The organism is uncultured Sphingomonas sp. (genome assembly GCF_913776855.1).
Taxonomy (GTDB): domain Bacteria; phylum Pseudomonadota; class Alphaproteobacteria; order Sphingomonadales; family Sphingomonadaceae; genus Sphingomonas.
The window spans coordinates 1-14227 of record NZ_CAJYQD010000007.1 but is presented as its reverse complement, the minus strand read 5'-3'; the positions used below and the strand labels follow the sequence as shown (position 1 = coordinate 14227).

Here is a 14227-nt window from a genome sequence, read left to right as displayed (position 1 = left end):
GGGCCTTAGCGCCCGATCCAGTGTTTGCGCACGAACCACGCGACGATGCCGGCACTCATCGCGACGCACAGCGCCACCACCCCGGCAAAGGCCCAGGGTTCCTCGGCAAAGGGAATGCCCTTCACGTTCATGCCGAGCAGTCCGGTGACGAAGGTCAGCGGCAGGAACACCATCGCCACGATCGCGATCTGCAAGGATCGTTGGTCCAGCTGTTCGGCGCGCAGGTCGGTCAGCGTTTCGTGAATCAGCGCGGCGCGTTCGCGGATCGAATCGACCTCCTCCGCCATGCGCGCGGCGCGGTCGGCGGCGGCGGCGAGGTGCAGGCGATCGTCCTGCTGCAGCCAGTCGCCGGGCAGCTGGCCCAGCTTTTCCAGCGCCGAACGCTGCGGCACGAGGAACCGGCGATAGCCGATCGCGCGGACGCGGGTATGGGTCACGGCGCGGCGCTGTTCGAAGATGCGCGCCGGATCGAGTGCTTCCTCGCATTCGTCCAGCGTGTCGCCCAGATCGGCGATCAACGGGTCGAGCTGCTCGGTGATCGCACTGGCAAAGGCGACGATCAGGTCGCCGGGATCGGCGACGTCGCCGCCCTCCACCCGGTCGACCACCGTCCTGAACGCGGTCAGCTTGCGCCGGGTGACCGAATGGACCCGCCCGGCGCTGGCATAGAGCCGGACCGACGCCAGCGGATCGGAACTGGTCAGCGGATCGTTGGACAGGCCGCGCAGGTTGACGAACGCCCCCTTGCCGATCGCATCGCAGCGTGGACGCGTTTCGACGGCGGTCAGCGGGTCGATGACATATTCGGGCAGATGGGCATGGTCGCGCAGCCACGCCGCGACGAAATCCCCGTCACCATGCAGGTGGATCCACACGAAGCCGCCGGTCGTGCCCACCGCCGCCAGCGGATCGATCGGCGTGGCCCTGCCCCCATCGATATGCCACGCGCGACACTTCATGCGAGGTCGATCGTCAGGCCGGGGAGCGGATCGGCCGGGACCGGCCCCATGATCCGCACCGCATCGGCGCGGGCGCGATCGAGGATCGCGGGGGGCACGTCCGCCGTGTGATGGATGTGGTCGGCCTGTCCCAGCCAGCGCGCCTCACGCAAGGTCAGGTCGTCGGGATCGGCCGAGCGCAGGCGAATCGTTTCCACCCGGCCCGCGACCGGGGCGACGCCAGCCAGCCAGCGGGTGACGGCGGCGTCGCCGTGCGCGACCATCGGGTCGAGCGGGCCGCCGGCCGCAATCGCCGCACCGATCGCGCGGCGACGGTCGCCGCCATCGGGAAAGCGCTTGCGCAGTTCGGCACGCGCCGCGCCCAGCCCCTCTGCCAGCCGCCCGACGCCGGCGGGCAGCATCGCCTCCAGCCGCTGCCGGATCGCCGCTGCGAGGCCCGCCGAGACGCCGCCGGTCGAGATCGCGATCAGGATCGGCGAACGGTCGACAATCGCCGGCAGGGTGAAGTCGCAATCGGCGGGGCGGTCGACGGCGTTGACGAGAATGCCGCGGGCTTTCAGCGCTTCGATCGCGGCACGGGCTTCGGCGTCGTCCTCGACCGCGACTACCGCAATGCGGGCATCGGCGGTGGCATCGACGACAGTCAGGCCACTGCGTTCGAGCAGGCGGCGCTTGGCATCGGCGGCCTCGCCTTCGCCGACCAGGATCACGCTGCGCCCGGCGGTACGCAGCAGGATCGGCAGCCCGTTCACAGCCAGGGCGGCAGACGATCTGCCTCGGCGAGCGCCTCGATCGGCGGGCGTTCGCGCACGACCGCATGGCGGTCACCCGACACCAGCACCTCGGGCACCAGCGCGCGCGAATTATAGGTCGAGGCCATGGTCGCGCCGTACGCGCCGGCGGTCATGAACGCGACCAGATCGTCGGCGGCGACCACGTCCATGTCGCGGCCCAGCGCAAAAGTGTCGCCGGTTTCGCAGACCGGCCCGACGATGTTGGTCACCGCCCGCTCCCCGGTCGGGGTGACGGCGCGGATATCGTGATAGGCGTCGTAGAGGCTGGGCCGCAGCAGGTCGTTCATCGCCGCGTCGACGACGACGAACGGCGCGGTCGCGCCCTGCTTCACGCGGATGACCCGCGATACCAGTACCCCGGCATTGGCGACGATCAGCCGGCCGGGTTCGAACATCAGCCGCGCGTCCCAGCCGGCGGTCGCCCGCGCGACCATCGCGCCATAGGCGGCGGGGCTTGGTGGCAGCGGCTTGGCGGGGTCGTAGGGCACGCCCAACCCGCCGCCCAGATCGGCATGGGTGATGTCATGCCCGCTGGCACGCAGTTCGGCGATCAGCGCACCGACCCGGACGAACGCAGCCTCCAGCGGCACGAGGTCGGTCAGCTGGCTGCCGATATGCACCGCGACGCCGCGCACCCGGATGCCCGGAAGCGACGCGGCATGGGCATAGGCGGCGGGGGCAGCGTGATAGTCGATGCCGAACTTGTTCTCCTTGCCCCCGGTCGAAATCTTCGCATGGGTGCCGGCGATCACGTCGGGGTTCACCCGGATCGCGATGTTCGCGACCTTGCCGAGGCGCGTCGCCACCGCCGAGAGCATGTCGAGTTCGGGTTCGGATTCGATGTTGAACTGGCCGATGCCGGCGTTCAGCGCCTGCGCCATTTCGTCGGCGGTCTTGCCGACGCCCGAAAAGACGATCTTGTCGGGGTCCATGCCCGCATCGAGCGCGCGGTACAGTTCCCCGCCCGACACCACGTCGGCCCCCATGCCGGCGCGGGCGAGCGTCGCCAGCACCGCCTTGTTCGGATTGGCCTTTACCGCGAACGCGACCAGCGGCTCACCCTTGCCCAACCCGGCTACCGCGTCGCGGAACACCTGCACATGGCGTTCCAGCGTCGCGGTCGAATAGACATAGACCGGCGTTCCGACCGCCGCCGCAATGGCCGGCAGGCTGACGTCCTCGGCATGGAGCGTGCCGTCGCGAAGGGTGAAATTGTCCATCGATTCGCCTTTAGAACGGCCGGGGCGGGTTGAGAATGGGGTCACCGCCGGTCATTCCCGCGCAGGCGGGAATCCATAGACGCAGGCTTTGGCGACCCTCAGCGCGGCGGCAGGGCGAAGGGGTCGTCGCCCCGCGCCTTCGATTCGGTCAGCAGTTCGTCGCTGCGCGAGGGGCGCTGCTGCGTCGTCGGGTCGAGCAGCTCACCCGAGGTCGGCTGCGTGGTCGCGCCATAGGGTGCGGGCGGCAGCGACGCGTTCTCCTGCGGGCGCAGGTCGCGACGCTGGCCGCACCCGACCAGCGCGAGCGCCACGGCGAAGAGCGCGAACGCCCGCATCACTGCCCCCGCGCGGTGGCGATGGCTTCGCGGACGCGTTCGGGCGCGGTACCGCCGAAGCTCTTGCGACTGGCGACCGAAGCGTCGACGCTCAGCACGTCGAAGATGCCGCCATGGATGCGGTCGTCGATGCCGGTCAGGTCGTCGATGGTCAGGCCGTCCAGCCGGCAGCCCTTTTGCTCGGCCAGCTTGACCGCGCGGCCGGTGATGTGGTGCGCCTCGCGGAACGGCACGCCCGCTTCGCGCACCAGCCAGTCGGCGAGGTCGGTCGCGGTCGAAAAGCCGGTTTCGGCCGCCGCGCGCATCCGGTCGGGACGGAAGGTCGCGCTTTCGACCATGCCGGTCATCGCCGCGATCGACAGTGCCAGCAGGTCGGTCGCCTCGAACACCGGCGGCTTGTCGTCCTGCATATCCTTCGAATAGGCGAGCGGCAGGCCCTTCATCGTCACCATCAGCGACGTCATGCAGCCCATGATGCGGCCCGAATGGCCGCGCACCAGTTCGGCGGCGTCGGGGTTGCGCTTCTGCGGCATGATCGAGCTGCCGGTCGACCATTGGTCAGACAGCGAGACGAAGCCGAACATCTGCGACGCCCAGATCACGAACTCTTCGGCGAGGCGCGAGAGGTGCAGCGAGCATTGCACAGCGGCGGTCAGATATTCGATCGCGAAGTCGCGGTCGGACACCGAATCGAGCGAATTCACCGTCGGCCCGGCAAAGCCCAAGGCCGCCGCCGTTGCGTGCCGGTCGAGTGGAAAGCCGGTGCCGGCCAGCGCGGCCGAGCCGAGCGGGTTGTAGTTCAGCCGCGCCCGCGCATCGGCGAAGCGGCCCCGGTCGCGCGCGATCATGGTGTGGTACGCCATCAGGTGATGGCCGAGCGTCACCGGCTGTGCGACCTGCAAATGGGTGAAGCCGGGCATGACGCAAGCGGCATGTTCCTCGGCACGGACCAACAATGCCGCCTGCAACTGGCCCAGTGCGGCGTCGACCGCATCGATCGCGTCGCGCGTCCACAGGCGGAAATCGGTCGCGACCTGATCGTTGCGCGACCGTGCGGTGTGCAGCCGCCCGGCGACGGGGCCGATCTTTTCGGCCAGCCGAGCCTCGGTCAGCATATGGATGTCCTCGAGCGTCAGGTCGTCGGGCACGCCGTGTTCGGCATAGTCGGCGGCGACCGCCTCCAGCCCGTCGAGGATCTTCGCCACGTCGGCGGCATCGACGATGCCCTGCGCGCCCAGCATCGTTGCGTGCGCACGGGACCCGGCAATGTCCTGCCGCCACATCCGCTTGTCGAACGGGATCGACGCGTTTATCTCACGCATCACCGCCGACGGGCCTTCGGCGAAGCGCCCGCCCCACATGCTGTTGGAGCCTTCCATGCGCCCGGTAATCGCGCTTCTCCTTGGACTGAGCCTGTTCGTCGGCGCTTGCGATAAGCGAGCCGCCGCGCCGGAGCAAGCCGCCACGACCGGCGACGGCACCGTGCCCGATGTCGACGCCCCCGCGAACGACGCCGCGCCGGAAGCGACGGGCAAGCTCGACCGCAGCCACAAGGGCGAGGCGATGCCGACGTTCGCGTTTCAGGACGCCGCGGGCAAGGGCGTGACGCTGGCCGATTTCCGCGGCAAGCCGGTTCTGCTGAACCTGTGGGCGACATGGTGTGCGCCGTGCGTGCGCGAGATGCCGACGCTCGACGCGCTGGCGGCGCGGGACGGCGCGACGCTGACCGTGCTTACCGTGTCGCAGGACATGGAGCCGGCCAAGGTCCAGCCGTTCCTGACGACACGCAAGCTGACCAACCTCAAGGGGTATCGCGATCCCGACCTCAAATTCTCGACCGGGATGGGCGTCAGCCTGCCGACGACGATCCTCTACGATACCGCAGGCAAGGAAGTGTGGCGGGTGACCGGCGGCATGGACTGGGCCGGGGCGGAGGCGGCCAAGCTGATTGCGGAGGCGAAGGGCTAGGGGACGCCCCCCATTGGGCGTCACCCCAGCAAAGGCTGGGGTCTCTATCGGCAAGGACGCAGCAGGAGCCGCAGGAGACCCCAGCCTGCGCTGGAGTGACGCTTGCGGCGGTGCAGGTGACGGGACGCGCCCCCCTTACCGATCCGGTGCGCGGTCGGCCGGCGGCACGCCTGCGCCCTCGCCCGACGCATCGTCGTCGAAATTCTCGCCCTGCCCGCCGCCACCGGCATTGGCGCCGCTGCCATGGACTTCGCCATTGGGGCTGATCGTCGCGCGGTGGCCGGCTTCGGGCGGGATTTCGCGGCCGTCGTCGACCGGCGCGATGCCGGCGGGTCGCGCCTCGGCGGCGGCCTGTCGCGCAGCGCGGTCGCGGTCAAATTCCTGGCCCGAATAGCCGGTGGGATGGTCGAAGGCGTTGTGCGGTTCTTTCCGCTGCGGATCGACCTTCGGGTGCTGAGGGGTATCGGTCATGGGGCAAGGCTCCTTTGCCCCATCAACCCTTTCAGATCGCCGGCTGTTCCGGCACCGCTGAATCGCGCGGTTCGAACCGGTCGCGCAAACGCAGGCCGATGAACAGCATCGTCGGCCAGAACATCGTGTTCAGAATGTCGAGTAGCGTATCGTCCCAGCGCCACGATCCGTAATGCAGCCGGTCGAGCACCTCGTTGCCCAGTTCGGCCAGCGCCACTACCGCCAGCGGGATCGGCGTCGACAGGCGACGCCCGGTCAGCACCCGCGTCAGCAGCAGCACCGCCATGCCGGCATGGACGTGCAACAGGCTGTCGGCCATGCCGGTGCCATCGCCGATCGCCTGAATCAACTGGGCATAGAGTGCGGGAATATCCATGGGCCATGCGATGGACCAGCAGCGCCCCGACCTCAAGCGGCTTCAGTCGCGATTGAGCCACACGGTGATTTCGGGGTCCAGCACCGCCATCACGAAATAGGCGCCGGCCTGCTTCACCCGTGCCCACCAGCCCGATCGCGCCCGGTGCAACTCCCGCGTCACCCGCTGCGATTCGGCGACCTCGCGGTCCATATAGGCGCGCAGGTGCGCGGCGAAGGCGGCGTCCTCCACCCGCAGCATCAGTTCCATGTTGAGGAACATCGATCGTACATCGAAATTGGCCGACCCGATATGCACCGCATCGTCGGCGACGAACAATTTGGTGTGCAGCTTGGTCGGGCGATATTCGTAGAGTTCGGCCCCTTTGCGCAACAGCCCGCGATAGGTGAAGCGTGCCGCCAGCAGCGCGATGGCGTGATCTGTCTTTGCCGGCACCACGATGCGCAGCCGGGTCCGCCGCGCGGCGTGGTCCAGCCGGCGGGTCATCAGCGGGCCGGGCGCGAAATAGGCGGCGATCATGTCGATCCGCTCGCCATGGCGGATTTCATGCTTCACCATCCGCGCCCAGGGGGACAGCCGCCGCGACGGCCCGCCTAGGAGCCAGCGGATCGGCCCGTCATCCTCGCTCCAGTCGCGCAGCAGCCGTGACAATTTGCGCAAAGGTGCGCCCGGCAGTGCGGTCCACGCCTTCAGTGCGTCAAAATAGCCGGCCAGTCGCCCGGCGGCGGGACCCTCGACGATCAGCCCCAGATCGCGCCACGCCTGATCCTCGACCGTCCCGAAATACGCATCCTCGATATTGAAGCCGCCGACGATGACGCGGGCATCGTCGGCCAGCGCCAGCTTCTGGTGGTTGCGCAGCAGATAGCGTCGCCCGATGCGCGGCACGAACACGCACACATCGCCGCCCGCCACGCGCAACGGTTCGAAGAAACGGCGATTCGCCGCCGCTTCCGCACCCAGCCCGTCGACGATCAGCGCCACCCGCACGCCACGTTTCGCCGCGGCGACCAGCGCGTCGCGGACCCGCGTGCCGGCATCGTCCTCTTCCCAGATATAGAACAGGAACCGCAGCGAATGCCGCGCGCCGTCGATCAGCGCGAGCAGCGCCGTCAGTCGTTCCGGCCCCTCCGTCAACAGCGTCAGCCGGTTACCGGCGACGGTGAAGGTCGGCTCCGTGGCCCCGTCCATGCCCTCTCCCATTCCGTTGTCGTGGCGTAACGGCCGGCCGTCGCCCAAGTTTCATTGACTTTCCGAGCGTGCGTGCGTAGGCAGCGTGCTTTCCGATACCCTCCGTTTTACAAGGAAGGCGTTTCATGGCGCGCGTCACCGTCGAGGATTGCGTCGACAAGATCCCCAACCGTTTCGACCTGGTGTTGATGGCCGCCCAGCGCGCCCGCCAGATTTCGGGCGGTGCCGAACTCACCCTCGATCGCGACCGCGACAAGAACCCGGTCGTGGCGCTGCGCGAAATCGCCGAGGAGAACATCACGCCCGACCATCTGCGTGAATCGGTCATCACGTCGATGCAGAAGGTGCAGATCGACGACGACGACGCGCCGGACGAACTGGGCTCGCTGGCCGCATCGGCGGAGGCGCTGCGCCTCACCGCCGCCGCCCCGCCGCGCAACCAGAATGTCGGTGGCGATTACGACGGCTGAGGCCGGTCGGGTTTCTGTCACGTTCAAGGGGCGGTCCTGCGGGGCCGCCCTTTTCGTTTTGGGAACGTGGGAACGCCGGTCAGTCCCGCAACCGGGAGCATCTCTCCCGCGAAAGCGTGAGTCCACAGACGCTACCCTCACCGCTCTCCCACAACGTCTTCGCCCGTGAATTCCCGCCTGCGCGGGAATGACGAAGCATGACTCTACTTGCCGATATCAGGATCGGACGCACCCTATTGCGTGTCGTCGTCCGTTTCGGCCGACTGCGGATCGGGCGCGACTACATCCCGCCGCCCCTTGAAGTTGGTGGCGATGACATACCATTCGGACGAATCCTTGCGGCTCGCCGGGGGCTTGGCGTGCTTCACCGTCTGGAAATTGCGCTTCAGTTCGGCGACCAGTTCGTTGTCGGCGCCGCCCGCCAGCACCTTGGCCACGAAGTCGCCGCCGGGGCGCAGCACTTCGCAGGCGAACATCACCGCCGCCTCGACCAGCGCCATGGTGCGCAGGTGATCGGTCTGCGGGTGGCCGACCGTGTTGGCCGCCATGTCGGACAGGACCAGATCGGCCTCCCCGCCCAGTTCCTCGCGCAGCCGCTCGGGCGCGTGGTCCGCCAGGAAGTCCATCTGCAGGATCGTCACCCCGTCGATCGGGTCGACCGGCAACAGGTCGATGCCGACCACGGTACAGTCCGGCCGCACCTTGCGCACGACCTGCGTCCAGCCGCCGGGCGCGATGCCAAGGTCGACGACCCGCTTCACGCCGCGCAGCAGCTTGAAGCGTTCGTCCAGTTCGATCAGCTTGTACGCCGCGCGGCTGCGATAGCCTTCCGCGCGGGCCTTCTTCACATAGGGGTCGTTCAGCTGACGCTCCAGCCAGCGCGTCGACTGGGCCGAGCGCGCGCGCGCGGTGCGTACACGTTGGCGTCCGGGGGGGCTTCCGCGGGTCATCGGGTTCCTGCCATCAATCGGCGCAGGATTCCTTCGCGAATCCCACGGTCGGCGACCCCTAGCCGTTCGGCGGGCCAGAGCGCCAGAATCGTTTCGAGGATCGCGCAGCCGGCAACGACCAGATCGGCGCGCTCGCTGCCGATACACGGCACCGTGCCACGTTCCGCCAGACTCATGCCGGCCAGCCGCTGGCTGACCGCCAGCATCGATTCGGCCGGCACGATCAACCCGTCGATCTGCGACCGGTCATAGGAGGCGAGCCCCAGATGCACGCTCGCCAGCGTCGTCACCGTGCCGCTGGTGCCGAGCAGCCGGCGCGGTTCGTCAGTCATCGGCAGGCGCCGGGCGAAGGGCGCGAAGCTCTCGGTCACGCAGGCGCGCATCCGGGCATAGGCACCCGATGCCATCGGTGCCTCCTTGCCCGCGCCGAGGCTCTCGGTCAGCGACACCACGCCCCACGGCGCGGAATGCCAGTCGAGCACGCGCGGCACCGGCCCCGATGCGTCGAGCAGCACCAGTTCGGTCGACCCGCCGCCAATGTCGAACACCAGTGCCGGGCCGTCACCGGGTTCGAGCAGCGCATGACAGCCCAGCACGGCGAGGCGCGCCTCCTCCTCCGCCGTGATGATGTCGAGGTGGATGCCGGTTTCCTCCAGCACCCGTTCGACAAAGGCCGGTCCGTTGGTGGCGCGGCGGCACGCCTCGGTCGCGACCGAGCGGGCGAGCGTCACGTCGCGGCGCTTGAGCTTTTCGGCACAGATTTTCAGGGCAGCGACGGTGCGATCCATCGCCGCATCGGACAGGCGGCCGGTCGCGGCCAGCCCCTCGCCCAGCCGGACGATGCGTGAAAAGGCATCGACCACCGCGAACCCGTCGCCCTGCGGCCGAGCGATCAGCAGCCGGCAATTGTTGGTGCCGAGGTCGAGCGCGGCGTAATGACGCGCGCCCGGCCAGCGCGGCCGCGCCGGCGATGAGGCTGCCTTGCGAGGAGCGCCGCGCGCCCCCCGGTGCGGCAACCGGGCGGAGAGATCCCCCATGCCGTCACACTCACTTATGTTCTATCCGTCACGGCCGAACGCCGCTCGGTGCTTGGCCAGCAACCTAGCGAAGGCAGCCGTATCCGACAAGGGATTGCGACGAATCGATCGATTGGGCGTTGACATGCCGAAACAGCCGGCCTATCGGACCGCCCTCGCTGTGGTGCTGCCCTGTCGTCTAAAGGTAAGACTACGGACTCTGACTCCGTTAATTGAGGTTCGAATCCTCACGGGGCATCCAGCGAACTACCAAAATCAACGGTATTTCGAGGCGTTAGGCCTTCGGCTTGGCTAACCTCTCGATTTGGTTAGCCATTACCTTTGACATTGCGGCGTCCGCACGGTCCGCGCGATCGGCATCGCCGGCGTAGCGCAGATACTCCTTCACGCTTTTATGGCCAGTGATCGCCATCCCCTCTTCGCTCGTGCAGCCAGCTTCGCGGCAGCGCCGTGCTGCTGATTTTCGCAGGCCGTGCGGCGAGCAGTGCGGCAGGCCCGCAGCGATGCATGCCTTCTTGATCATCCCGTAAAAGCCCTTGGGAGTGAAAGGCTCGCCATCGCGAGTTTCGATCAGCGTCTTCCGCCCCAGGGGACCGGCGCTCAGCGCTTGCGCCAGCGGCTCAACTACCGGAACGTCGACTGCGTTGGTCGTCTTGCTCTGGTTCAATTGGATGCGACCGGAGCGGATGGTCTCATGAGTCATGTAGCGAACATCTCCGCTGCGCTGGCCGCCGTAGAGGAGCATTGCGAACGCAAGGCGGGGTTTGGTGCCTAACGGATGCTTCGCTTCGAACTGAGCGAGCTCGTCCTCAGTCCAACGGTGATACCCGATGGTTTCTGCCTTCGGAGGCTTGGTATCTCGGACCGGATCAAAGCCGTGAGGCACGAGCTTCCCCCGGCGCGCAATCACGAATAGTTGAGCTAGCAGTTTCCGCAACCGGGCAGCGGCGTGCGGCTTATGCCGCATGGCGTTCATCAGGCGGGCAATACGCTCGGCATCGAACGCCCGCATCGGCGTATCGCCAAAGGCGTCGCGAAACCGTTCAAGGACACCGCGATACACCGTTTGGGTCGCCGGCCTGAGATCCTGGAACGCGTTGTCCGAATAGTAGCGTGCGATCACGTCTGACACGCTGCCAGGGATTAGGCGATCGCCGCCGACGGGCGCCGGTTCGGCATCAAGACAGGCCGCATACTCCCGCTCGAACGCTTTCGTCCCGACCGGTTCGCGAAAATAGTAGGTAGCATAGCCTTTCCGCCGGAAGCGGTAGCGGCGCTTACCGTGACGGTCGAGAAAGCTTGAAACATACGCGAGCTTCTTTGGCATCATAGGGATCCGAAAGCGTCCAAGCGCGCATCGAGGTCGCTTAAATCGGTGGGGAGCGTTAGTTCGACAGCGGTCATTTGAATCGTTACGCCGCCTTGGCCGTCGATGCGGCCGTGGATCGTTACCTTTTCCTCGCGCGCGATCCGTGCCCAACGTCGCAAGTCCGCTTCCCGAATAAGTGCTCGAACAGCCATTATTGAACCTCGCGGCGGGCTGAGGAATGTGAATGGTTCACTTCGCGGCTCCCGCCTGTTCGAAGCACCAGCAATGCAGGATGCGGTCGGCGCGCGAGTTGACGGTCTTGGCGCCGACGAACTTGCGGATGCGCGATGTCTTGAGGTGGCGCTTGAGTTCGAGCATCGGCGGCAGCGGCAGCCGGCGCTCGCCGCAGATCTGCTCGAACTGGGTAAGATTGACCGCGATTACGTCCGGGTTGCGACTGTGATCGATCGGGCTGCTGAAGCCGGGCGGCTCGCAGCCCTGGATGTAGTCGAACCGCTCCCAGAACAGCTCGACCATCGGATGGTCACCCGCGATCGCGCGCTGCCGCTCGAGCAGCATCCGCTCGATTAGCTGGCGCGCAGCCTGGTGATCGCACGACTGGATCGGCACGACCGTCGCCAGGGCGTCCAGCATACCGACGAGCTGAGCATGGTTTTTAGCGAGACGCCCGTTGCGAACCTCAGGCTGCGCCATCATCGCCTTCTCGGCCGCGTGGAAGCTGTGACGGTAGACCTTCAGTAGCTCGGCCTCACGCCGCGCGACGTGGACGATGAACCCGGACACTTCCTCGATCGGCATCCGCGCCAGCGCCTCGGCGGCGGCCTTGGTGTTCGGTCCCCAACCGGTCTTGTCGAACTCCATGTGCATGATCCGCTCGAGAATGGCGGGGGAAGCGTTGACCGGATCGTTCTGCTCGATGACGATCGCCCCGCGGAACGGCGGCTCGAAAGTTTCCATGCCGCCATTGGCGACGCCCCGGGCGCGGACCGAGCGGCCGTTATAGGCGGTCTTGAGCTCGTCCCACTCGAACCGCTTGGCGTGCGGGGTAGTGGCGTCGCGGTCGCCTTCCATCAGCACGACCGGCATGTTGGAGACCTTGCCGAGGATCCGCGCCATCGCGGCAGTGGTGGTCTTGGCCGGATCGTTGCCCTCGAACCCGGCGCGGCCGTAGAGCTTCCATAGGAACTCGATAAGCGTCGACTTGCCCGACCCCGGAATGCCGGTGATCTCGAGAAACGCCAGACTCTGCTGCTCGGCGCGGATCTGCTCGGCGAACAGCGCCCCGAACCAGAAGGCCAGCGTCACGAGCCCCTTGGGTCCATAGGCAGTGATCAGCGGCTCGACCCATTGGGTGTTGAGCTGGTCGGGGTCGTAGCGGATGTGGCGCAGCAGCTGCTCGTTGGATCGCAGCTTCACCGCGTGCCGGCCGAACTCGAAATAGTCGTCCTCGTTGCGGGTGACGACCCGGCCGCCGGCGACGCCGATGTCGCCAAAGACGTACGCGCCGTGCTCGGCCGAGTAGCCGGTGAAGTGGATGGCCTCGACGGTCTGGATGCCAGCCAGCTGGCGCTGCATGATCCGGTCGAGCTGCTGGGTCGTGCCGGTCCAGATGCCGCCCGGGGCGAGGCTGATGAGGCGCTTCTTGAACTCGGCACCGGCAGCCAGCGCCGCGCCAGAGAAGGTCCCTTTGATGCGGTTCTGCCGCACGGGGAAGTCGACGCGCAGATAGTAGCAGCTGTCGTCGGTCGCCTCGTCGCGCTGGTAGTACAGCGCACGAAAGGTGCAGTTGGCGATCTCACGAACGAGACCGGCCTCGCGCGCCGCCAGCTCGCGCTTGGCTTCAGGCTCGAGGTCGCGGACCTGAGGGTTGTCGGCATAGGAGGCGATGGTCTCGGCAATGCGTGCGGCATCGAAGCTTGCCCAGAACTGACGGGTCTCGAAGGTGAACGGGAAGCTCGCCCAACCCTCCCGGCACCAGATCAGGTGCGCCTTGTCGATGGCGGTACCGGCGATGAGGATGTCGCCGTTCCACCGGTAGGTATCGAGCTTGTCGGCACCCAACCTGTCGCGCAGCGCCAGGTCGTTCCAGTCGAGCTTGCCGCCCTCGCCTTCCGCCACCGGCTGTGCCGCGCCGCATTCCCAGCCCTCGAGCCGTGCTTGGGCGACGAAGCGGCGGGTGTACTCCGCTCCTGCCTTGCCGACGTCGAACGCCCAGATGAGCTTGGGCCGCAGGTTCGGGGTCGGTCCGTTGGCGATCACCTTGCGCAGCTCGGCCAGCGCCAGCGCCGGATAGTTGTAGCAGGACATCGCCGACACGGCGGTGACGCCGGTGTTGTTGAGCGCGATCGCGTCGAAGATGCCCTCGCAGATCCATATCTCGAGCGCGCCAGCGAGCTTTGCGGTCGTTTGCCAAGGTGGTGCCCACCAGTGACCCGCATAGCTCTTGCCGGGCGCGAAGCGCGCCTTGCGGTCGAACCGCGAAGGCTGGTCGATGAGCCGTTCCCACCACCCGCCGCCGGGCAGCGCAAAGCGCACGGTCGCCGAACCGATGTCGCCCTGGCGGAAGTATTCCTGCGTGTACGCATCACGGATGCCGAGCAGCGACAGGCCTCGGCCGTGCTGCAAATACGCATCGGCCGCCGCCGTCGGGTTGCTGTCGTTCGCCTGATAGCGGTTCGACCAGTGGTCGAAGAGCTCAGGGTAATGGTCCTTTACATGGACCTCCCATCCGCAGCGCTCGAGCCGGCCGCATTTGAGCAGCCACGGCTTTTCCGCCTTGGCGTAGACCTCCCGCTTCGAGCATTCCGGGCAGCGGCCCTTCTGCAGCCACGCACCATTGGTGACGAAGCCGAACTCGGCCATCAGCCTGGTGGTGACATCGGACAGCAGATCGGGGCGCATGGGATCCTGACAAGGCGATGCCGGTCCCGGAAAGCAGGTTTGCTACCGGGTGGCGGAGAATGGGGAAGGTCGAAAGAGCGGAAAGCGGTAGAGCAGCGGCGTGACCGGCACCGCCGGTCGGTCGTCAGGCAGTCAGCGGATCAGTCCCGCCGATGGCAGGGGCAACAGCAGTTATCGTTGGCGGTAGTCGGGCGATAGAAAACACCGCCCGGATTACATGCGACG

The 14227-nt window shown here is 67.2% G+C and carries 14 protein-coding genes and 1 tRNA gene; 3 read left to right on the top strand and 12 right to left on the bottom strand.

Going from position 1 to position 14227, the window contains the following annotated elements; genetic code table 11:
• Window positions 1–5: 5 nt before the first annotated feature.
• The 5 genes from QZ755_RS01900 to argH all read right to left on the bottom strand — a co-directional run bounded on the left by QZ755_RS01900 (window position 6) and on the right by argH (window position 4669).
• Window positions 6–959, bottom strand: coding sequence for a zinc transporter ZntB (locus tag QZ755_RS01900; protein ID WP_294319126.1), 954 nt, complete (start codon window positions 957–959; stop codon window positions 6–8).
• Entirely contained in the window at window positions 956–1717 is a 762-nt protein-coding gene (locus tag QZ755_RS01895; protein WP_294319188.1) for an NAD(P)-dependent oxidoreductase, read from the bottom strand. The genes QZ755_RS01900 and QZ755_RS01895 overlap by 4 nt, the downstream gene beginning before the upstream one ends.
• The gene (gene lysA / locus QZ755_RS01890) at window positions 1708–2973 is read right to left on the bottom strand and encodes a diaminopimelate decarboxylase (protein WP_294319123.1); all 1266 of its coding nucleotides are present in this window, start codon (window positions 2971–2973) and stop codon (window positions 1708–1710) included. The genes QZ755_RS01895 and lysA overlap by 10 nt, the downstream gene beginning before the upstream one ends.
• Before the next feature lie 98 nt (window positions 2974–3071).
• Entirely contained in the window at window positions 3072–3308 is a 237-nt protein-coding gene (locus QZ755_RS01885; RefSeq protein ID WP_294319120.1) for a hypothetical protein, read from the bottom strand.
• The gene (gene argH, locus QZ755_RS01880) at window positions 3308–4669 is read right to left on the bottom strand and encodes an argininosuccinate lyase (RefSeq protein WP_294319185.1); all 1362 of its coding nucleotides are present in this window, start codon (window positions 4667–4669) and stop codon (window positions 3308–3310) included. The genes QZ755_RS01885 and argH overlap by 1 nt, the downstream gene beginning before the upstream one ends.
• Before the next feature lie 16 nt (window positions 4670–4685).
• On the opposite strand from argH, the gene QZ755_RS01875 reads away from it, so the two are divergent.
• Window positions 4686–5276 carry a TlpA disulfide reductase family protein gene (locus tag QZ755_RS01875; RefSeq protein ID WP_294319117.1) on the top strand — a complete coding sequence of 197 codons (591 nt, stop codon included), beginning with the start codon at window positions 4686–4688 and terminating at the stop codon, window positions 5274–5276.
• A gap of 135 nt (window positions 5277–5411) precedes the next feature.
• On the opposite strand, the gene QZ755_RS01870 is transcribed toward QZ755_RS01875, so the two are convergent.
• Genes QZ755_RS01870 through QZ755_RS01860 form a run of 3 tightly spaced genes read right to left on the bottom strand, consistent with a single transcriptional unit; the run spans window position 5412 to window position 7314 of the window.
• On the bottom strand, window positions 5412–5747 hold the full coding sequence (locus QZ755_RS01870; RefSeq protein WP_294319114.1) for a hypothetical protein: 336 nt from the start codon (window positions 5745–5747) through the stop codon (window positions 5412–5414).
• Between the two features lie 31 nt (window positions 5748–5778).
• Entirely contained in the window at window positions 5779–6123 is a 345-nt protein-coding gene (locus QZ755_RS01865) for a hypothetical protein (protein WP_294319111.1), read from the bottom strand.
• Window positions 6124–6165: 42 nt separating this feature from the next.
• Window positions 6166–7314: a phosphatidylserine/phosphatidylglycerophosphate/cardiolipin synthase family protein gene (locus QZ755_RS01860; RefSeq protein ID WP_294319107.1), complete on the bottom strand. Its 1149-nt coding sequence runs from the start codon at window positions 7312–7314 to the stop codon at window positions 6166–6168.
• Between the two features lie 125 nt (window positions 7315–7439).
• Between QZ755_RS01860 and rpoZ the strand changes: the two genes are divergently transcribed.
• Window positions 7440–7784: a DNA-directed RNA polymerase subunit omega gene (rpoZ, locus tag QZ755_RS01855; RefSeq protein ID WP_294319105.1), complete on the top strand. Its 345-nt coding sequence runs from the start codon at window positions 7440–7442 to the stop codon at window positions 7782–7784.
• 233 nt (window positions 7785–8017) lie between these two features.
• Here rpoZ and QZ755_RS01850 read toward each other — a convergent pair whose 3' ends face one another.
• Entirely contained in the window at window positions 8018–8734 is a 717-nt protein-coding gene (locus tag QZ755_RS01850; protein ID WP_294319101.1) for an RlmE family RNA methyltransferase, read from the bottom strand.
• Complete coding sequence (locus QZ755_RS01845; RefSeq protein WP_294319096.1) at window positions 8731–9771, bottom strand: Ppx/GppA phosphatase family protein; 1041 nt, start codon at window positions 9769–9771, stop codon at window positions 8731–8733. Before QZ755_RS01845 ends, QZ755_RS01850 begins: the two co-directional genes overlap by 4 nt.
• 167 nt (window positions 9772–9938) lie before the next feature.
• Between QZ755_RS01845 and QZ755_RS01840 the strand changes: the two genes are divergently transcribed.
• Window positions 9939–10012 (top strand) — tRNA-Gln (locus QZ755_RS01840).
• A gap of 33 nt (window positions 10013–10045) precedes the next feature.
• Here the strand turns inward: QZ755_RS01840 and QZ755_RS01835 are convergent.
• A complete protein-coding gene (locus QZ755_RS01835) occupies window positions 10046–11098 on the bottom strand; it encodes a tyrosine-type recombinase/integrase (protein ID WP_294319092.1) in 1053 nt (350 codons plus the stop codon).
• Window positions 11099–11329: 231 nt separating this feature from the next.
• Complete coding sequence (locus tag QZ755_RS01830) at window positions 11330–14002, bottom strand: toprim domain-containing protein (protein WP_294319089.1); 2673 nt, start codon at window positions 14000–14002, stop codon at window positions 11330–11332.
• Window positions 14003–14227 lie beyond the last annotated feature (225 nt).

Coding starts and splice junctions, on each gene's coding strand:
- QZ755_RS01900 (WP_294319126.1), bottom strand. CDS start 959: ATGAAGTGTCGCGCGTGGCATATCGATGGGGGCAGGGCCACGCCGATC.
- lysA (WP_294319123.1), bottom strand. CDS start 2,973: ATGGACAATTTCACCCTTCGCGACGGCACGCTCCATGCCGAGGACGTC.
- QZ755_RS01885 (WP_294319120.1), bottom strand. CDS start 3,308: ATGCGGGCGTTCGCGCTCTTCGCCGTGGCGCTCGCGCTGGTCGGGTGC.
- argH (WP_294319185.1), bottom strand. CDS start 4,669: ATGTGGGGCGGGCGCTTCGCCGAAGGCCCGTCGGCGGTGATGCGTGAG.
- QZ755_RS01875 (WP_294319117.1), top strand. CDS start 4,686: ATGCGCCCGGTAATCGCGCTTCTCCTTGGACTGAGCCTGTTCGTCGGC.
- QZ755_RS01870 (WP_294319114.1), bottom strand. CDS start 5,747: ATGACCGATACCCCTCAGCACCCGAAGGTCGATCCGCAGCGGAAAGAA.
- QZ755_RS01865 (WP_294319111.1), bottom strand. CDS start 6,123: ATGGATATTCCCGCACTCTATGCCCAGTTGATTCAGGCGATCGGCGAT.
- QZ755_RS01860 (WP_294319107.1), bottom strand. CDS start 7,314: ATGGACGGGGCCACGGAGCCGACCTTCACCGTCGCCGGTAACCGGCTG.
- rpoZ (WP_294319105.1), top strand. CDS start 7,440: ATGGCGCGCGTCACCGTCGAGGATTGCGTCGACAAGATCCCCAACCGT.
- QZ755_RS01850 (WP_294319101.1), bottom strand. CDS start 8,734: ATGACCCGCGGAAGCCCCCCCGGACGCCAACGTGTACGCACCGCGCGC.
- QZ755_RS01845 (WP_294319096.1), bottom strand. CDS start 9,771: ATGGGGGATCTCTCCGCCCGGTTGCCGCACCGGGGGGCGCGCGGCGCT.
- QZ755_RS01835 (WP_294319092.1), bottom strand. CDS start 11,098: ATGCCAAAGAAGCTCGCGTATGTTTCAAGCTTTCTCGACCGTCACGGT.
- QZ755_RS01830 (WP_294319089.1), bottom strand. CDS start 14,002: ATGCGCCCCGATCTGCTGTCCGATGTCACCACCAGGCTGATGGCCGAG.